This is a genomic window from Haloarcula japonica DSM 6131, from assembly GCF_000336635.1.
GTDB lineage: Archaea > Halobacteriota > Halobacteria > Halobacteriales > Haloarculaceae > Haloarcula > Haloarcula japonica.
In genome coordinates, this window is sequence record NZ_AOLY01000005.1 from 269,082 (window position 1) to 287,166 (window position 18,085).

16 protein-coding genes, 1 tRNA gene and 2 pseudogenes are annotated in these 18,085 nt (G+C 60.4%); 1 reads left to right on the forward strand and 18 read right to left on the reverse strand.

The genetic code is table 11. The annotated features are described in order from the left end of the window. Window positions 1-473: 473 nt before the first annotated feature. The 3 genes from C444_RS02555 to gnd all read right to left on the reverse strand — a co-directional run bounded on the left by C444_RS02555 (window position 474) and on the right by gnd (window position 2,205). A tRNA-Arg gene (locus C444_RS02555) sits at window positions 474-546 on the reverse strand. Window positions 547-593: 47 nt separating this feature from the next. Beyond that, window positions 594-1,178, reverse strand: a complete 585-nt coding sequence (locus C444_RS22880) for a 2Fe-2S iron-sulfur cluster-binding protein (RefSeq protein ID WP_004590720.1) — start codon at window positions 1,176-1,178, stop codon at window positions 594-596. Between the two features lie 127 nt (window positions 1,179-1,305). Continuing rightward, the gene (gene gnd / locus C444_RS02565) at window positions 1,306-2,205 is read right to left on the reverse strand and encodes a phosphogluconate dehydrogenase (NAD(+)-dependent, decarboxylating) (RefSeq protein ID WP_004590721.1); all 900 of its coding nucleotides are present in this window, start codon (window positions 2,203-2,205) and stop codon (window positions 1,306-1,308) included. Between the two features lie 257 nt (window positions 2,206-2,462). Between gnd and C444_RS02570 the strand changes: the two genes are divergently transcribed. After that, window positions 2,463-3,560, forward strand: a complete 1,098-nt coding sequence (locus C444_RS02570; RefSeq protein ID WP_004590722.1) for an aminopeptidase — start codon at window positions 2,463-2,465, stop codon at window positions 3,558-3,560. Between the two features lie 334 nt (window positions 3,561-3,894). Here C444_RS02570 and flaJ read toward each other — a convergent pair whose 3' ends face one another. From flaJ to C444_RS02640, 15 genes and pseudogenes are all read right to left on the reverse strand, one after another. Then, on the reverse strand, window positions 3,895-5,643 hold the full coding sequence (gene flaJ / locus C444_RS02575) for an archaellar assembly protein FlaJ (RefSeq protein WP_004590723.1): 1,749 nt from the start codon (window positions 5,641-5,643) through the stop codon (window positions 3,895-3,897). A 2-nt stretch (window positions 5,644-5,645) separates the two neighbouring features. Then, window positions 5,646-7,319: a type II/IV secretion system ATPase subunit gene (locus C444_RS02580; RefSeq protein ID WP_004590724.1), complete on the reverse strand. Its 1,674-nt coding sequence runs from the start codon at window positions 7,317-7,319 to the stop codon at window positions 5,646-5,648. Window positions 7,320-7,333: 14 nt separating this feature from the next. After that, entirely contained in the window at window positions 7,334-8,095 is a 762-nt protein-coding gene (locus C444_RS02585; RefSeq protein ID WP_004515259.1) for an ATPase domain-containing protein, read from the reverse strand. Continuing rightward, window positions 8,092-8,544 carry a CARDB domain-containing protein gene (locus C444_RS02590; RefSeq protein ID WP_004590725.1) on the reverse strand — a complete coding sequence of 151 codons (453 nt, stop codon included), beginning with the start codon at window positions 8,542-8,544 and terminating at the stop codon, window positions 8,092-8,094. The genes C444_RS02585 and C444_RS02590 overlap by 4 nt, the downstream gene beginning before the upstream one ends. Window position 8,545: 1 nt before the next feature. Beyond that, a complete protein-coding gene (locus C444_RS02595; protein ID WP_004590726.1) occupies window positions 8,546-8,983 on the reverse strand; it encodes a flagellar protein F in 438 nt (145 codons plus the stop codon). Further along, entirely contained in the window at window positions 8,967-10,622 is a 1,656-nt protein-coding gene (locus C444_RS02600) for a FlaD/FlaE family flagellar protein (RefSeq protein WP_049909047.1), read from the reverse strand. Before C444_RS02600 ends, C444_RS02595 begins: the two co-directional genes overlap by 17 nt. A 241-nt stretch (window positions 10,623-10,863) precedes the next feature. Next, the gene (locus C444_RS02605) at window positions 10,864-11,385 is read right to left on the reverse strand and encodes a chemotaxis protein CheD (protein ID WP_004590728.1); all 522 of its coding nucleotides are present in this window, start codon (window positions 11,383-11,385) and stop codon (window positions 10,864-10,866) included. Then, on the reverse strand, window positions 11,385-12,602 hold the full coding sequence (locus tag C444_RS02610; RefSeq protein WP_004590729.1) for a chemotaxis protein CheC: 1,218 nt from the start codon (window positions 12,600-12,602) through the stop codon (window positions 11,385-11,387). Before C444_RS02610 ends, C444_RS02605 begins: the two co-directional genes overlap by 1 nt. Next, on the reverse strand, window positions 12,603-12,962 hold the full coding sequence (cheY, locus tag C444_RS02615) for a chemotaxis protein CheY (RefSeq protein WP_004515265.1): 360 nt from the start codon (window positions 12,960-12,962) through the stop codon (window positions 12,603-12,605). Between the two features lie 86 nt (window positions 12,963-13,048). Then, entirely contained in the window at window positions 13,049-15,106 is a 2,058-nt protein-coding gene (locus tag C444_RS02620; protein ID WP_004590730.1) for a hypothetical protein, read from the reverse strand. After that, window positions 15,103-15,585, reverse strand: a complete 483-nt coding sequence (locus tag C444_RS02625) for a hypothetical protein (protein ID WP_004590731.1) — start codon at window positions 15,583-15,585, stop codon at window positions 15,103-15,105. Before C444_RS02625 ends, C444_RS02620 begins: the two co-directional genes overlap by 4 nt. 126 nt (window positions 15,586-15,711) lie before the next feature. Continuing rightward, complete coding sequence (locus C444_RS02630; RefSeq protein ID WP_004590732.1) at window positions 15,712-16,287, reverse strand: DUF7500 family protein; 576 nt, start codon at window positions 16,285-16,287, stop codon at window positions 15,712-15,714. Between the two features lie 179 nt (window positions 16,288-16,466). After that, window positions 16,467-17,174 (reverse strand): annotated as a pseudogene (locus C444_RS02635) (archaellin/type IV pilin N-terminal domain-containing protein); the annotation flags it as partial. Window positions 17,175-17,180: 6 nt separating this feature from the next. Beyond that, a pseudogene (locus C444_RS23220) lies at window positions 17,181-17,264 on the reverse strand (archaellin/type IV pilin N-terminal domain-containing protein); the annotation flags it as partial. A 332-nt stretch (window positions 17,265-17,596) separates the two neighbouring features. After that, window positions 17,597-18,034, reverse strand: a complete 438-nt coding sequence (locus C444_RS02640; protein ID WP_455549915.1) for a hypothetical protein — start codon at window positions 18,032-18,034, stop codon at window positions 17,597-17,599. Window positions 18,035-18,085: the final 51 nt, after the last annotated feature.

Here is an 18,085-nt window from a genome sequence, read left to right on the forward strand (position 1 = left end):
CAGAGAATGTAGCACTTTCAGCTACAGAGCTTCAAGATGCTTCTTTCGCGTTTCCATCTGTTCGTCTTTGGATTGTTTGTTGTAGTTGCTTGTCGAGTATCTCCTTACTCACGTCCATACGGTCGCTGATAACGTCCTCCATGTCGGCTACCTCGCGGGCGTCACACCACTTCTTGAGTATCTTCAGGCCGGGACTGATGCCTCTGTAACGATTTCCTGTTTACCTCGTCCTCACGGCTGGTTAGGTACATTTCTACGGCTTTCTCCGACCAGAGTGAGTCGAGTTTTGTCATGGTTGATCGTTTCGAGTGACCACCAACCAGACGGAACGGGCACCGCGTTAGGCTCCGGACAGTGGCACTGTCCGACCTTCAGTACGCGGTTCCGTCGAGGCGCAGACCGAGGCGGTAGAGGGCCCGGGTTCAGACCGCTCTTGTACTGCTATTCACTCGTTTCTGTTCCTCGTAGAATAGCGGGCGGCGAGGGATTTGAACCCCCGACCATCTGGTCCGGAACCAGGCGTTCTGTCCGCTGAACTAGCCGCCCACAGAAGATGCTATCAGACTGCCCGTCTTAACGATTGTGAACCACAGTCAGGGCGACTCGCCGGTTTCGAGGGTGAAGTCGCTGGTCGGATAGGCGACACAGGTCAGACAGTACCCCTCTTCCATGTCGTCGTCCATCAGCGAGTCGTTGTTGCTGTGGCGGATGTAGTCCTCGGCCGGGCCGTCCTCGATGTGGCCGGCACAGGAGATACACTGGCCCTCGCGGCAGGCGTAGGGGAGGTCCCAGCCCTCCTCTTCGCCGGCGTCGAGGAGCGGCTCGTTGTTGGCAACCTCGATCGTTTCGCCCTCCTTGGCGAATTCGATCTCGTAGTACTCGACATCGTCCTCGGCGATGTCCTCGGGATCGAAGCCTTCGTCCTCCTCTTCAGCCTCCTCGCCTTCGCCGAGTTCGCCTTCGGCCTCACCAGCCGGAATCGCTGTAGCACCGCCACCACCGATAGAGCGGTTGTACGGCTCCGGAAAGTCCGTCTCAGGGACTGTCGCGGCCCGCTGCTCGAGGACTTCCTGGGAGATGTCTTCCGGTGCCTCCCAACCGGTCCCTTTGGCGTAGTGGAGCGCGACCACTATCAGGGTAAGCGTGGCCCCGGCGGCGAGCCCAACGAGTTCTACCATGTGTCCGGCTATGGAATACTGGTTTAATTAGCTGTTGTTTCAGCGCGCGAGCACCGCCGACACCGCTTGACGGAGCAGCCCTCGGCTCCGAACGGCAGGACAGAAGGTAACCGCAATCGGCGACCGGCTACTCGCGGCGCGGGACGTCGTGGCGACCGAAGCCGTATCGGAGTCGGCTGGCAAGGCGGCGCGAGAAGCGCCCGTCGTCGGCCCGCGAGCCGAACCGCTCGGCCAGCGACTGGTAGATAAGCGGCACCGGGACTTCCTGTTCGAGCGCCTCCTGCACGGTCCAGGTGCCGGTCGACCCGCCCTCGACGCGGTCAGCCACATCGCCGAGGTCGTTGCCTTCCTCGCGGAACGCCTCCTCGCAGAGCTCCAGCAGCCACGAGCGGATGACGGCCCCGTTGTTCCAGGTGTTGGCGACCGATTCGAGATCGAGGTCGTACCGGCCGTTGGCGAGCAGTTCGAAGCCCTCGCCGTAGGTCTGCATCAGTGCGTACTCGACGCCGTTGTGGACCATCTTGACGTAGTGGCCGGAGCCCGCCGGTCCCATCCGGTCGTGGCCGTCGGGGCCGGTCGCAACGGCGTCGAAGACGGGGACCAGTTCGTCGTAGGCCCACTGCGGGCCGCCGACCATCAGCGAGAAGCCCAGCTCTGCACCGGCGGGGCCGCCGGACGTACCACAGTCGAGGTAGGCCGCGTCGGTCGACTCGGCGCGGCGAACCGAGTCCTCGAAGTAGGAGTTCCCGCCGTCGACGACGATGTCATCGCCGTCAAGTACCGGGGCCAGTTCGTCCAGCGCGGCATCGACCGGGTCTCCGGCGGGGACCATCAGCCAGATTCGTTTCTCCGGACCGAGTTTCTCCGCGAGGTCGCCGATGGACGATGCCGGTCGAGCCCCGGCGTCAGCCGCGTCGGCGACGCTCTCCTCGTCGATGTCGAAGACGACGACTTCGTGGCCGGCTTCGAGCACGCGGTCGACCACGATGCGGCCCATACGTCCGAGTCCGATGACGCCAAGTTCCATACCGAGGACTCGCCGACCGAACAGGTAGGGATTGCGATTCGACAGAAAAGCGTGGCACGAACACCACCCGTGCCGTCGTCAGTCATGGTACCGTCCTCAGCCGACCGTCTCGGAAGCCAGCAATTGCCGCGAGTCCTGTCCCGTACTGCACTGAACAATCCGGCTCTGGCACGCAAAAAATCCACGGAATACAATCACATCGTCCATTAGAATCCCGGGACCACCGCCGTTTTGTTCCGGCCACTCCTGATAGGAATATGGACGACCGCATACGCGAACACGCCAGGATTCTCGTCGACTGGAGCGCTCGCATCGATGCGGGCGATGACGTGGTTCTGGCCGTCGAGGACGGTGCCCACGACCTCGCAGTCGCTGTGGCCGAACAGCTTGGCGACCGCGGCGCGAACCTCCTATCGACGTACCAGTCCGACGAACTCACACGGGCCTATCTGGGGGCTCACGACGGGTCATTCACCGAGAATCCCGAGTACGAACTGGCGTTGTACGACCGGGCAGACAGCGTGCTGTTCCTGAAAGGATCGCGGAATACCACCGAGACGGCTGACGTGGACAGCGACCAGCGGCAGGCGTACTCGACGGCTCGACAAGAAATCAGGGAGGCCCGCCTGGATACCGACTGGGTGTCGACACAGCATCCGACACGGGCGATGGCCCAGCAGGCCGGGATGGCCTATGCTGACTATCAGGACTTCGTCTACGACGCGACGCTACGGGACTGGGAGGCGCTGGCGGAAGAACAGGCCCGGCTCAAGGAGATCCTCGACGACGGCAAGGAAGTCCGAATAGTCGCCGACAGCACGGACATCACGCTGTTTATCGACGGCCGCATCGCCGTCAACTCCGCCGCCAGCGTGGCCTACGACTCGCACAACCTCCCCTCCGGGGAAGTGTTCACTGCTCCCTACGACACCGCTGGTGTCGTAACCTTCGACGTGCCGATGACGATACAGGGTCGCCGCATCAAAAACGTCGAGCTGACGTTCAAGGACGGCGTCGTCGTCGACTGGTCAGCCGAACAGGGCGAGGCAGTCATCGACGAAATCATCGGGACCGACGGCGGCTCGCGCCAGCTGGGCGAGCTCGGCATCGGGATGAACCGCGGCGTCGACCGCGTCACCGACAACATCCTCTTCGATGAGAAGATGGGCGGGACCGTTCACCTCGCGCTCGGGCGCGCGTACGATGCCTGTCTTCCAGAAGGCGAGTCCGGCAACGACAGCGCCGTCCACGAGGACCTCATCACGACGATGGGCGAGGGGTCGCGGCTCGAAGTCGACGGCGAAGTCATCCAGCAAGACGGCGTGTTCCGCTGGGAAGACGGCTTCGAAGGGTAGCTGTCGCGGGACTGCGGTGCTGTGGGCCGGGAATAGATGTCATGATGCTGGTAGGCCGGGAGTGGCCTCCGTGCCACGACCCGGGGCAGGGCAGGTCTGCTGAGGGCTGTACTGATGCTGTTGTGATGTACCGCGAGCGGAGCGAGCAGTTTCACTCCGAGCGCGGCCTGGCCGCGACTCGGAGGCGTTTTTAGCGTAGATTTTTGCAAGCCGAGCGGGACCGAAGGTCCCGCTGGCCGTGCGAACGGGCGCTTCGCGCCCGTGAGCAGAGAGTGGTGCCCACAGCGCGCTCGAAGAGCGCGCGAGGACACCCGACGCAGTAAAAAGGTACTACTCAGATGGAGAGGAACTGCGACACCAGCCACTTCGTGAACGTCCCGGTAATAGCGCCGATCCAAGACAGAATCACGAAGTGCATGTAGGTGTTGGCGTTGTGGCCGCCGTCGACAGTTCGAATCATCAGCGACGACAGCATCGCGCCGAACATGATGATGATGATGAGTAGGAACTCGATGAGCGGGATGTTGTAGACGCTCGTGTTGATAAGCGAGGCGGCGTCCAGCCGGCTCCCGGTACTCAGGTTGAGCGACATATCGGCGAGGATGTTGACGACCTGCAGCCCGATGAAGAAAGCAAAGGTGGAGGCAGCGGTCATCCCGTAGAGGAGGCCGACGAGCGTCGTCGCCGCCTGCTTTCGCTTCTGGCGGAGTTGCAGTACCTGATTCATGTTCTCGGAGATGAGCTCGCCCAGCTGCTTTGGGGACCCACCCATCTCGCGGCCGATGAGGTACATCTCGGAGAAGGTCTGGATGAGATAGGAGCGACAGTCCGCGGTGAAAAAGCGCCAGGCAGCGGTTGGCTCGATCCGCATATTCAGTCGCTTGTAGAGGTTATCGATGTTCGGAGAGAGCGCGCCGAAGTCCTTCTTGCGGAGGGTTCGAAGCACCGCACCAGTGGTAGACTGCTTTGCGCCCTCGGTCGCACCGAGCGCGCGGATGAAGTTCGGGAACTCCGAGTCCCGGTCCTTGATGCGCTGTTCTTCCTGCCGGAAGACGATGCCGGGGATGAGCATCGGCGTGATCGGCGCGGCGGCATACAGCGGCAGCGGCACTTCGTCAAACATGAAAAAGAGGTCGTTCAGCGTGATCGGTGAGATACCGAGCATCCCGCCCAGTGTGATGAACACGAGCAGCATCGACAGCCCCACGCCGGCGACCATCGATTTATTGAGCTTTGACTCGACCGGCGACGGGTAGTCGACAGGGTGGAACCACACCGGGTCGTAGGGAGCCATCGAACGGATGGCGAGGTAGAAGCCGGTCTGGACGAAGACGAACATTACGATGACGGCGCTGACGGTCATCGTCGGGTTCGTCCCGGTCAGGACCGGGAGAACGACAGCGAACACCAGCGCGAACGTCATCGAGAGAATCATCGACAGGTAGAGGTCCTTCATCACTTCCAGACTGTCGAGCGAGCTCTTGTACACCGTCGAGTAGTGCTGGATGATCTGCTCCTGTTCGGTCAGGAGGTAGTCGTCGAGTCCCTGTCCGGCCCCGAGCGTGTACGCGAGCCGGTCGAAGAAGTCTGAGACGGCGCGGCTCGGGACTTGCTTGGCGCGGCGACGGCAGGCGTCGTCGAGGCTCAGGTTCCAGGTGTCGACCAGCTGGACGATTCGGTGCATCTCCATCGCGAGTTCGCCGTACTCGTCTTCCTCAGCCAGCGTTCGGAACACCTCCATCCGGTCGATCTTCGTCGTCGCCAGCACGGTCATGTGCGTGATAAGCAAGTGAAACCGATTATTGAGTTCGCGTTTGCGCTGGCTCAGCAGGATTTTCGGGTAGAAAACCGCCGACGCCATCACGAGGAAGCCCAGCAGGGGGATCGGTGCTCGGACTGCAATGGGCTGATCCAACAGCAGGGCAACGACCGTCGAGATAATGAAGAAGGCGACGGCTGGCAGCAGGATGAGAAAGAGATACCGCTCCAGCGGGATCGTCATCTGGCGGTAGGATTCAACGAGCGACTGGATCGTCTCGGTGATCGTCAGATCGAGGTCGCTCTCGGCTTCGCCCTGTGCCATCGTTAGTCCGGTCTGGCCATGTTGAACGGGATCCCTTCGACGCCGTCACGCTGGAAGTCCGAGATGAAGTCGTTGACTTCGTGATAGCCGAGAATACCCTCCTGCATGGCCCGTTCGATGAGGTTCGCGCGGAACTCGAGGTCGTCGTAGATGTCACGCGTGTCCTCGTAGCCGAGCAGGGTCGCGATTTGCTCTTCGAGAACGAAAGAGTTGTTCATCCCCTGGAAGATGATCTCGTCCTCGACGGGGTCCCAGTTGAACACCTGCCGGGTGACGACACCGTCCATCTCCTTGGAGTACCCCTCGATTTCCTGAACGCTCGTTACACGGCGCAGGACCTGGTCGCCCTGTTTGACGCGGTTCTGGAACAGCGCCACGTCGGCCACGTCCATGAACGTCTCGGGGACGTTGATCGGCTCACCGGTGAAGCGCTGAATCATCGAAACGATGTCGCTCGCGTGGAACGTCAGCATCACCGGGTGACCGGTCTGGGCAGCCTGGAACGCCATCCGTCCCTCCTCACCACGAACCTCCCCGACGATGATGTAGTCGGGACGGGACCGCAGTGCGGCGGCGACCAGGTCGAACATGTCGATGCTGGTTCCCTCGTCCTCGCCCTCACGAGTCAGGAGTTGCTGCCAGGTGTTGTGCGGGGGGAGCACCTCGGCGGTGTCCTCCGCGGTGTAGATCTTCGCGTCGTCGGGAATGAACGAGGTGATCGCGTTCAGCGTCGTCGTCTTCCCGGACGCCGTCTCCCCGACCACGAACACTGTCTGTTCGTTCTCCAGACAGAGCCAGAGATACGCGGCCAGTTGCGGCGACAGCGTCATCCACTTGGTAATCTGGAAAATCGAGAGCGGAACGTCGTCGCCCTGACGGATGGTGAGCGAAGGCCCTTTGAGGCTCACGTCGTCGGAGTAGATGAGGTTCAGACGCGACCCGTCCGGAAGCGTCGAGTCGACGATGGGGTCCGAGTCCGAAACCGGGTCGCCCATCCGTTCGCCCATATTGCGGAGCCACTGGTCGAAGGCCTCCTCGCTTTGCCATTCGACGGTCGTTTCGAGCATCCCGTAGACCCCGTGGTCGACGTGGCATTCGCTCCGGCCGATAACGTGAATATCCTCGTTGGCTGGGTCGCGCATAACCGGTTCGAGCGGGCCGAGGCCGACGATGTCGCGGTTCAGCCGGTAGAGGATGTTCTCGTAGGTCTCCTGTGTGACCTCGACGCTGCTCACGTCAGTGAGGTTCGACAGGCGCGTGAGAACGCCGCTGTCGCTGTCCTCGTCCCGGACTTTGGTCGTCTCCTGCAGGAGTTCCTCGATGCGGTCGTCGAACTGGGCCTCGTTTTCGGGCGCGGGCTTGTTGACGCTGCGCTGGAGCAGGCGGTTTCGAACCTTCCCGAAGACGGCCCGCTCGTCCTCGTCAAGTTCTGGCTCGATGGCGTAGTACTTCATGTCCTGCCCCACGTCGCCGTAGATATGACAGAAAATGGGGCCACCGACCGGATAGAGTACGTTCGGCCGGTTCGTTTCGTAGTCGTCGTCGGCCTCGTCGATGAGCATCGGGAACTCACCGGTGATCTGTTTGAACTTCTTCAGGTGGTCCCGCAGGTGGGGCCGCCGCGCTGCCATCTGTCGAAGTTCGTCCGACGGTTTCGCACGTCCGTGGTCTGTCATATCTTAGCTCACCTCTAGGCGACGCTGCGTGATTCGATGACGATGCCGGTTCCCGAGCGGACCGAGAACCCGATGGTGTCACCGACCTGTTCACCCATGCCGGCGAATCGGAGGACGTTGATCTGCCGGCGCACGTCGTTGCCGACCTCGATCATCTCCAGTTCGATGAACACGTCGGCGATAGCCCGGAACGGACCGATAGCCTCCTCGTCCAGCGTCGACGGGTCGACAGTAAGCATGATACACTTCCCCTGTGAGATGACGTCCCGGAAGTAGGAGATGACCTCCAGAGCGGCCTGTCGCTCCTCGTTTTGCCGGACGAGGGCCTCGAACTTGGGGTCGTTCCGGAGGATAGCGTCGAAGGTGTCGATGACGACGACATCAGCATCCCACATTACCTCGGCCTCCATCAGTCGCTTGAGGAGTTCCTTCCGGTCTGACTGCTCGTCACCGCCGGTCAGGGCGTTCGATTCGCCGATGTCGGCGTGCAGGAACAGTACGTCCTCGTCGAGGATATGGTCCACCATGTCATACGACAGCGAGTGCATCTGGTCGAGGAAGCTCCCGACGGTCAGCTCCGTCGAGAGGTATGTCACTTCGTGGCCCTCCTCACAGAGGCCGTAGGTGAACCGCTGGCTCATGGCGGATTTGCCGGCCCCGTAGTCCCCTTCGACGAGGATGATGCTGCCGGGTGGGATACCGCCGCCCAGTTCCTTGTTCAGCCGGTCGTGATCGTCCAGTCCGAGCGAGAATAGGTCAGTACTTGCGATACTCATGTGTTAAACTCGAACACCTCCTCGTCGCCGTTGACGATAAGCTTGAGACGGTGGTCGCCGCTGTTGAGGTTATCGTTGATATCGATACGAACCACCTCACCGGGTCGCCAGCTGTTGCCACCATTTGGCTCCAGTGTTACCGTGTAGTCACTGGCGAAGGTCCCGTCAACGAACACATCCACCTGTCCGGGAACCGGAGCTAACGTCTCTGAGCCGGTGTTTTTGACGTGGATCGTGATTGTGCTCGCGTCGCCATCGTAGATGGTGTTACTGCCGCTGTCGGAGATTATTTCCACGTCGGTCCGGACATCGCTGCTCACGTCCAGCCCTTGCTCCGAGACAGCGTTGCTCAGCTCGCCGATACTGCTCGTAAAGACGCCGGCCACGCTCGCGGCGATGGCCATCGACGCGATGAACAGGATCAGATGTGAGACGGAGACGCTCGCCATGTTAGCTCACCACCATCGTTTCGGCGATGCCGTTCTCGGCGATGACTTTCACCCGGTCGGGCTGGCTACTGAGCGAGGAGACGGTGATCTCTAACCGCTCCTGTGACGCCCAGATGTCGGTCGAGGAGTCGGTGTCAACGGTCGTGTCATAGCCGGTGTGGTAGTCGTTGTCGACCAGTAGGTCAGTCGCTTCGACCGACAGTGTCTCCGAGCCGGTGTTGTCGACGGTCACGACGAGATTGTCGTTCCCGCTTTCGTTCCACGTCGCTGACACAAGCGAGATGTCGGTGTTTTGCTGATCGAGGAGCCGGTCGCGCTGGTCCTCGCGGGCGTCATTGACACGCTCGAAGCTGTTCGCGGTCGCGGAGTAGAACATTCCGAAGCCGATGAACGCAGCCACGAAGATGATGGCTGCCGAGCCGCTAACGCTGAATCCCATCGGAACCACCTCCACCGACCAGTTTCGAGAGCGCAACAGCGTCAGCCCCGCTGTCACTGTCAAGCTGCGAGATGTAGTGCAGGCTCTCCGTGTGGTGGTCGATAGACAGCCCATCCCCAGTGTCGTTCACGTCGTTGAAGCCGCGGAGGTACTCCTTGAGCTGGTCCGCGACCGACTCGTCGATCCAGTCGATAGTCTCGTAGTAGTCGATAGCGCGAGCCGTCTCGCGGTAGCCCGAGTGCTGAACCAGGAACTCGAGCCACTCGACGATGATGAGGTCCGCCGCGAAGCCCTCCGGCATCGTCGACAGGTACGGTTTCCCGTCGTCGTCCGCATCTGCGTCCGAGTCGTCGTCTACTACTGCCTCATCGTTACTGTCGGTGGCCGCCGTGTCAGTCTGTGTAGCAGTCGGTTCCGGCTCGGGCTCTGGGTCGGGCTCCGGTTCCGATTCTACAACTGGTTCGGGTTCCGGCTCTGGGTTCGGTTCGGGCTCCGGTTCCGGGTCAGCTTCCGTAGCCGCCCCGGCCTCGTCACTCTCGTCGTCTTCGATGACCTCGTCGAAGAGGTCGTCGTCTTCCAGCCCGCCCATATCGTCGTCCGAATCCTCGCCGAGCAGGTCGTCATCCTCGTCGGCCAGCAGGTCGTCATCGCCTTCACCAAGCAGGTCATCGTCGTTGTCCGTTTCTTCCTCGGGTTCCTCGCCCTCGGCCCACTCAGCGTCGCCGGACTCGTACTCGTCTTTGAGCTCTGCGAACGATTTGCCGCCGTCGCCGTCGTCGCTGTCCTCGTCCATACTCTCCCCGTCGTCCATGCTCATCCCATCGTCCATGCTCATGTCGTCCTCCGTATCGTCGAAGTCGTCGAACTCCTCGTCGAACGACCCGCCGTCGTCCTCGAAGCCGCCCATGTCGTCGCCACCGTCGTCGGGAAACATGTCGTCGACACCGCCGTCGTCCATCGACATGTCGCCGCCAGTGTCCTCTGTCAGGTCTTCGTCGAAAAAGCCCTCTGCGTCGGCGTTGGCGACGTCGTCGTCGATATCCTCTTCGGTATCGTCGCTCCCGTCGTCGTCGAACAGGCCGAAGGAGCCGCCTTCACCCATGCCGCCCATACCGCCGTCGACATCGTCGGCGAAGGGGTTGACGCCACGGGTGACCATCTCGTAGATATCGAGCAGCTTCCGAACGTTCTCCTCGGTTTCTTCGACAGACTCGGAGATACTCTCGTTTTCTGTCCGCACCGTGTTGACCGTCGAGGAAAGGCTGCCGACCTCGTTTTCAAGTTCGTCAAGCCGGTGTTCCAGCTCGTCGGTGTCAGGCCCGCTCGCGTCCTCCATGTCGCCGAACTCGTCGTCACCGAACCCACCCATGTCGTCGCCGCCGTCGTCGAGGCCGCCGAGACCACCGAGATCGTCGCCACCGCCGTCGTCAGCCATCAGACCGCCACCGTCGGCCATCTCGCCACCACCGTCGTCCTCGCTCGCGCCCCCGCTCTCGTCATCCGACAGAATCGAATCGAACATGTTCTTGATGCTCATACCAACCAGCCCGCCGGTCAGCAGGACAAAGAGGGCGGGTGCCAGTCCAACCAGTTCCGGTGAGACGGCTGGAGCCAGTGGCACGAGAGCGGGACTACTCATCTGTTGTATCTCATGCTGTTTCTACTCTTGAATATTCCCCTTAGCGTATCATATTTGATAATAATATCCCATTTTACCGGCTCAGATACTGTAAATTAACGATTCAAGTACTAGCCTATTACATTTCATATTAATTTCGGCAGGAAAATCGTGGGAACAGAGTGTGTTAGTGCGCCCCCGGCAGACGAATGGCTGTCGCCCGTCTGACGCCAGCGTCACATACGATTGCTGGTCGCAGACGTCACAGCGTTATCGAATCCGTGTTTGCGCTTTTGACGATGAAATTGCCGGTATCCGCTTCGAGTTTGACGGACCGGCCGTGATCGCCGCCCAGGTCTTCGCCGACAACTGGAACGTCGTGTTCGTCCAGCGTCTCTCGCACCTTCTTGGCGTTGCGCGAACCGATAGAGGAGCCGTTCTCGGAGAAATCGAGCATATCGCTCCCGCCAGCGATTTTAGCCTCCATCGCCTCCATCGATGCCCCGGCATCCGCCATGGCCTCAATGAGCGCTTCGATGCCCGTGTCCGCGAACTTCGCATGGTTGCCGCCGTCGATATCAGCCGCCGACGGAAGCATGACGTGAACGAGTCCGGCCACCGTGTTACGGGTGTCGTATACCGCGATCCCGATACAGGAGCCCAGCCCGCTCGTGGTTAGCACAGCCGGTTCTGTGGTCACCTTGTACTCCGCGATGCCGACTTTGATACGCTCAGGCGTGCTTTGTTCTGGGCTCTCTGTTTGGCTGCCATCGTATACTTTCATTATTTGAATATCTGTTCGACATCCGCTCCCGTCTCGGTCGCCCGCTCGACATCGAGGTCGTCGAGGGCGGCGCGTAGCTCCTTCTCGTCGGGCAGGGCGTGGATCTCCGCCTTGAACTCGATATCGTCGGTCTGCATCTCGGAGTCGATGATGAAGGCGTGCTCTTGGTGCTGGCCGACCTGCGCCGCAAGCGGATCCATGATCGCCCGCCCCATGTCGTGGACGACCCGCGGCGGCGTGTGTTCGACGGAGGTCTGGAGCACGTTCGCCCAGCCGTCGACGAACCCGCTCGTCATGATGTTCCCCAGTTCCTCGATGGCGGCCTTGTGCTGGTCGGTTAGCTCGTCGCTGTCCATCTCGATGGGCATCATTGCCTCCGCGACGTTGATGGCCGAGATTTCGTCGAACAGCACCATGAGGTAGCCACTTGGCGTCCCGGTGAACTCGACGACCGTCCCGACGAACGTGTCCGTGCCGATCTGCTTTGGCACGTCCTCGATGGGGGCGAAACTGATCTGTGTCACCTCCGACTCGGTCGGGATACCGGTCATCATCTCGACGTTGTCAGCGGCTTTCTGGGTGCCACTGGTCGTCATCTCGTTGAACGTCTGGAGCTTGTCGATTGGGATGGCGTCGCCGTCTGTGTCGACGTGCTCCACCATCATCTCCGTGAGCGATTCGTACTCAGGGAGCATGTAGATGTAGAAGTTCACCGATTCGTCGATCCATTCGATCTCCGATTTGAACACGAACACCTGCTGATGGTCGCCGTTCTCTGGTGCATCAGGGAGCACGTCACCGCCGGACTCCTCGATGTACTCCGGCGGCGAATGATCGATGGTCGCACCGACATAGTCGGCCCAGCCGTCGATGAACCCGCTCATCATGATGTTGCCGATCTCCTCGATGCCACTCCTGGCCATCGCCTCGTCGTCGCTGCTACCGGGCATCATCTCCTCGGTGATCGTGCCGGCGCTGTCTACGTCGAAGGCAAGAACCGTATCGCCCTCCAGAACGCCATCGAAAGAGAACTGGACGCCGACGAAGTCACGTCCGGCCAGTTCCTCGCCGACATCTGCTCTGTCGAGCAGCGTTATCTTGGTTACGTCGACGACGGCATCGATGCCCGTCATCTGGCCCATCGACTGCGTGGCCTGTTCGGCCCCCTCGTGAGCGAGTTGGTTGAACGTACCGAGCGACTGAATATCGACGTTCATCTATGAGGGAACGACGTCCTCGATAGCCTCCATCACGCTGGGTTTCTGGAACGGCTTGGTGATGTATCCGTCAGCCCCCGCTTTCACTGCCTCCTTCATTTTCTCTTCCTGGCCGACACTTGTACACATGATGACGTTCGCATCAGGATTGGAAGATTTGATCTCGTCCGTGGCCTCGATGCCATCCCGAATAGGCATCACAATGTCCATCATCACCAGGTCTGGCCCTTCTTCTTTGAACACTTCGACAGCTTCGACGCCGTTCTCGACCTCCCCAACGATCTCGTGATCTTCTTCGAGAATTTCGCGGAGGAGGTTACGCATAAACTCTGAATCGTCGGCGATCAGTACGTCTGGCATGCTTATCAAGCCAACATACCATGATGAGTTAGATAAAGGTGTCCCGTAAATTATCGCGTGTGATATCGGTGGGCCACGAAACCCAGTTACACCGCAGGGAGATGCGGTGTGAGAACGCGAATGAAATCGAGTGCGAAGGGGCCATACTGGAAGTACACGAGTCCCGACAAGAGGAGGTACGCTGTCGTTAGTCCTGCCGGGAGACCCAGGCCCAGTACAACCGCTCTGGACGGGACCCAGTCGGGAGCGAGTGTGCGGCCCAGCACAGTCCCGCCACAAACTGCTGCCCCACCGAGATTGAGGAGTGCGTGAAACTGTACCGCCTCCCCAAGCGCCAGATCAAGTCCGGCAACGACGCCGAGTCCGAGGCAGAGACCACCAATTGTACTCGCAGCGTATCCGCCGGCAAGCCACCATCTCGCGTCACTGATGGGTTCGTACACTGCCGGAATCCGAACGACACCGTACATGATGAGCGGGACCGTCGGCAGCAAATATCGAACCGTTAGCTGTGTGTGCAGTGGCAGACGGCTCAGATAGACAAGCGTGAATACAGCCACCAGAGCTGTAACGAGCATATCGGTCTGTGTTCTGGGGGAATACTGTGACGGACGGACATTCCACTGCCGTATCCGCTGATTAGCTGAGCGAACCAGAACCACAGGGAGTGCCGCGACCGCGCCGAAAAGCGGGACGGCCTCGACCATCGTGAGTTCGATTGCCTCGTAGGAATTAGGAGCGTAGTTGATACCCGGAGCGGAGCCGCTCCGCAGGAAAATCTGTGACATTCTATCCGGTGTGGTCAATACGCTGAGACCATTGCGAACTGTATCCGAGACGAATGTTATCGCGGGTGCCACAGGCCCCCTAAGTCGTTCGAACAGGCCGAGAAGCGGTGTCAAAACCGGCGTTCCGGTATCACTCCCCTCCTCTGTGGAATCACTACCACTGGTCCCACTAGTCCCACCGTCGGTCCCACCGGACCCCCCGCCAGTCCCGCCGTCGGTTCCATCAGAAGCCCCGCCAGTACCACCATCCGTCCCCGCACCCTCAGTGCCGCTACCACTACCGGTACCGCCATCACCACCGATCTCAGGCGTGAATTCGACATTCGCACCCCCAACACGGGTGAGCAACCGTGGTGGTTCGACGGGGTTCCCCGAAATAATGAAGTTCGTCACGAGCATTGGGAGTGAGCCGAGGAAGAGCGCGAGGACGACAACGGCCAGATGGAGAATCGAGTTTCGCCTTGCAGTGACAAGGTCCACGAGGGCCAGCGTCACCACGAGGAAGAACCCCTCGAAGGCATGGGTCCAGGTTACCAGTCCAGCGGTGACGTACGCACCGGCGCGAAAGCCCAGTCCGAGTCGGTCTCTGGAGTCGGCATACGCAATTCGGCTCCGAGCGAACAGGTACACCGTCGTCAATAGCAACAACCCTACCAGAACGTGCCGTTTCGGAAGCGAGGCCCAGAATCCGACAGACGAGGCGATACCGATTGCGACACCGGCCGCCAAAGCGACCGAGCGGTCATGCCAGATTCCGACGAGGCGGTAGAGAACGACGCCGGTCGTCGCTGCTGCAAGCATCGTCGAGATCTGGAACGCGGCAATCGGGATCGCAGTGTCCGGGAGTGTTGTCGCTGTCAGCGCACCGATCAGGAACAGGACAGCGACGAGACCGCTACCGACCCACAGCACCGTTCGCTTGGTGGTATCGGTGTGGCGCTGTCTGAGCACGCTGACGTGAGCCACGAAGACGAGGGCAGTGCCCGACCAGAGGCCAAGGAGCAGTAGCCGTGGTGTGATGAGCACGGACAGCGCTTGCAGCGCCCAGACCAGCGGGACAGCCAGAAGTATCTGGCCGTAGTTGCGTCCGTAAAGCCTGCCGCCGGCCTCATGCAGGCCCGGTTGGGCGCCGAGTGTCAGGGTGTACGGCGTCTCCGTGATGTGGAGGTGCCCGTTCGAGACAGCGACGAGCGCGTTGGCGGTGGTGTACGTGTCGGTGATGAAAATGCCAACGCGCCAGTAGAGCCCGAACGTAACGAGCAGGCCGAGCCAGAGGGCGTAACCGTAGCGGTCACCGAAGATTCCCGTTCCCACCTGTCGGCAGCGCCCAGTGAACCACTCGACATCTCGGGTCATCGTTCCACCTGTACTGTCACGTTTTCAGCAACGATTGTCTCAGCAGTTTCGAAGCTCTGGACCCGAAGCAGGACGGTTCCCCTGTACACATTCCGCTCCAGTGCTGACGGCACGACCGCTCTATCACCGGATGCGAGCCGGTACGTCCCGGACTGGCCTTCGGAAAGGACCTGCTCATCTTCGCGAGAGATATCGAGCGCGGGGACCGTCACCTGATACAGCAGTCTCGGACGGCCCGTCACGGAGTCGACGGTCACACTGGCATCGGGTACTCGGAGATACGCAACCTTCGTCCCGAACCGACCGTCCGTGATCCGTATCTCCGATGTAGGCAGTTGGACGGAACTGATAGCTGCCGTCCCGTCGCCGATAGTCGTCGGTTGTGTCCTGACAGCGTCGACGCCGACGAGTGGTCCCGTCACGACGAGCGTTACCAGAATGAACAGGGCAACGACCGTCGGTGGCTGGCGCGGGACCATTATCTACCCTACACACTGCCGTGCCCGGATTTAAATCCCTCGTCGGTTGGTCGGCTGCTGTCCCTGTTTATCGCGATAGCTGGCCGATTGCAGGTGGTCCTTGTGGCAATACCTACAGCGCCCGTATCAGAGTTCGGCACCGTCGGCAGCCTCGACGGCCTCCAAGAGATCAGCGATGGAATCGTCCGGCGTCAGTTGTGTCGACCGGACGAGCTGTTTGATGACCGCTGGCGGGTAGCGAACCGGCACGTTCGATTCTGACAGCAGAATACCCAGCACTTCTTCGACCGGTGTCGACCCGTCCATCTGGCGACCGTACCAGAGCATGAAGCTCTCGAAAACGGTGACGATGTCGTTGGAAGCGAGCTGCTGCTGGTCGACGTCGCCGTCGAACTTCGCAGTCACGTCAAAGCCGTATCTGGCGTTCGAGTCTGCCATCTGTTCGGCAAGCCACTCGTGGACGTTCGCATCGGAGAATTCGGGAGTTGACGGCTCCGGGTCCGGTGCAGGAGACGGCGGGGATTCAGACGCCGAATCCGATGAGACCTGGTTCCCGTAGGAGTCGTCAGTGCGGACGTCCGACGAAACGACGTAGCGGCCCTCGTCGATTTCAGTGACGTGCTCGTCGTCAGCGATATCAAGCTCTTCGGGCGAGAGTACCTTGCCCTCTTCCGGATTCGGTTCGTCTGACCGCCGAGCCATAGGTACTAGTGTGTGAGGCTATCGTATAACTCCGTCGCTGGCCAGGGTGGACGAAAAGAGAACTACGTCGAACCGAGAAGATGACCGAATTAGAGGCTGACTGCGGAGTTACCAGACAGAGTCTCCGGGACGACAAGCCGAGCGGTCGTCGTGCCACCGGACTGGGTGTTCAGGCGAANGACTGCGGAGTTACCAGACAGAGTCTCCGGGACGACAAGCCGAGCGGTCGTCGTGCCACCGGACTGGGTGTTCAGGCGAACCGTCGCCGTCTCACCCTCACCGAGGCCGTCACCGTTGCCGCTTCCGCGGATCTGTTCAGCGCTGAAGATGATCGTCGCACGGTCGGACGGGTCGTTCAGAACCTGGCTCCCTGAGATCGAGTCGTCGTCGTCCTGAACATCAGCGACAGCGAAAGAAGACCCATCGGGGTTTGGAGAATTACTGTACCCAGATGAGGTGAGGTCGTACGATCCAGTTGAGTCGACCCATTGGGCAATCGTACTACCGATATCGATGTTCCCTGCACCGGGCGCCTTCTTCACGGTCAGCTTGACCGTGTTGATCGTGCTGCTGGACGATTGAATCTCTTCACCNCCGATATCGATGTTCCCTGCACCGGGCGCCTTCTTCACGGTCAGCTTGACCGTGTTGATCGTGCTGCTGGACGATTGAATCTCTTCACCGACGGCGTTGACGAGCTGCAGTCGGTTCGTCACTTGGTCACTGCTCTGTTGGCCGGTTTCCTCTGCACTGCTCTGGAGGAAGCCAGCCGTGTTGATCAGGACGCCCGCAGCAATCGCCGCCACCAGCACCATCGCGATGAACACGATCAGGGTGCCGATACCGACCTGCCCGCGGTCGTCGTCGTTCGTTAGTTCCGTTAGCATTGTTNCCACCAGCACCATCGCGATGAACACGATCAGGGTGCCGATACCGACCTGCCCGCGGTCGTCGTCGTTCGTTAGTTCCGTTAGCATTGTTAATCCGGGTCTGTCTGACCCTATGCAACCGTTCTTTTCGTCAGTAATAACACCTCCTCCCAAATTATATCACTTGATAATAGGGCCTGAGTGGTTGAGAGAAGCAGCCTCAGAAGCCAAAGCCGGCATTTATACTAAGAGTGGTAAAAACGCTGAATTCCATCTCTGAGAGCAGTGGTCAACAAACAATGAGTGTCAGTGTGACAAGTCGCAAGTGACTGTGTATGTGCCGGAGTCAGTATCATGCCGCAAGCTATGCGTTGGAAAGCACGCAGAAGGCAGAATAAGCTATGAGTATGTCAGCAATTGAAACTGAAAGATATGGCGTCTTAGAGGCTGACTGCGGAGTTACCAGACAGAGTCTCCGGGACGACAAGCCGAGCGGTCGTCGTGCCACCGGACTGGGTGTTCAGGCGAANGACTGCGGAGTTACCAGACAGAGTCTCCGGGACGACAAGCCGAGCGGTCGTCGTGCCACCGGACTGGGTGTTCAGGCGAACCGTCGCCGTCTCACCCTCACCGAGACCGCTTCCTCGAATCGCTTCAGCGCTAAAGATGATTGTCGCGCGGTCGGACGGGTCGTTCAGAACCTGGCTCCCCGAGATTGATCCGTCATCGTCTTGCACATCGGCGACAGAGAATTCGCTCCCGCCTGGGTCACCGTTGTAGGTTCCCTCGTAGGTGAGGTCGTACGAGCCGCTGGAGTCGACCCATTGGGCGATCGTACTGCCGATATCGATGTTCCCTGCACCGGGCGCCTTCTTCACGGTCAGCTTGACCGTGTTGATCGTGCTGCTGGACGATTGAATCTCTTCACC

Bases quoted from the DNA above. Each gene is read 5' to 3' on its own strand.
- C444_RS22880 (WP_004590720.1), bottom strand. From the start codon at position 1,178: ATGGTAGAACTCGTTGGGCTCGCCGCCGGGGCCACGCTTACCCTGATA.
- gnd (WP_004590721.1), bottom strand. From the start codon at position 2,205: ATGGAACTTGGCGTCATCGGACTCGGACGTATGGGCCGCATCGTGGTC.
- C444_RS02570 (WP_004590722.1), top strand. From the start codon at position 2,463: ATGGACGACCGCATACGCGAACACGCCAGGATTCTCGTCGACTGGAGC.
- flaJ (WP_004590723.1), bottom strand. From the start codon at position 5,643: ATGGCACAGGGCGAAGCCGAGAGCGACCTCGATCTGACGATCACCGAG.
- C444_RS02580 (WP_004590724.1), bottom strand. From the start codon at position 7,319: ATGACAGACCACGGACGTGCGAAACCGTCGGACGAACTTCGACAGATG.
- C444_RS02585 (WP_004515259.1), bottom strand. From the start codon at position 8,095: ATGAGTATCGCAAGTACTGACCTATTCTCGCTCGGACTGGACGATCAC.
- C444_RS02590 (WP_004590725.1), bottom strand. From the start codon at position 8,544: ATGGCGAGCGTCTCCGTCTCACATCTGATCCTGTTCATCGCGTCGATG.
- C444_RS02595 (WP_004590726.1), bottom strand. From the start codon at position 8,983: ATGGGATTCAGCGTTAGCGGCTCGGCAGCCATCATCTTCGTGGCTGCG.
- C444_RS02600 (WP_049909047.1), bottom strand. From the start codon at position 10,622: ATGAGTAGTCCCGCTCTCGTGCCACTGGCTCCAGCCGTCTCACCGGAA.
- C444_RS02605 (WP_004590728.1), bottom strand. From the start codon at position 11,385: ATGAAAGTATACGATGGCAGCCAAACAGAGAGCCCAGAACAAAGCACG.
- C444_RS02610 (WP_004590729.1), bottom strand. From the start codon at position 12,602: ATGAACGTCGATATTCAGTCGCTCGGTACGTTCAACCAACTCGCTCAC.
- cheY (WP_004515265.1), bottom strand. From the start codon at position 12,962: ATGCCAGACGTACTGATCGCCGACGATTCAGAGTTTATGCGTAACCTC.
- C444_RS02620 (WP_004590730.1), bottom strand. From the start codon at position 15,106: ATGACCCGAGATGTCGAGTGGTTCACTGGGCGCTGCCGACAGGTGGGA.
- C444_RS02625 (WP_004590731.1), bottom strand. From the start codon at position 15,585: ATGGTCCCGCGCCAGCCACCGACGGTCGTTGCCCTGTTCATTCTGGTA.
- C444_RS02630 (WP_004590732.1), bottom strand. From the start codon at position 16,287: ATGGCTCGGCGGTCAGACGAACCGAATCCGGAAGAGGGCAAGGTACTC.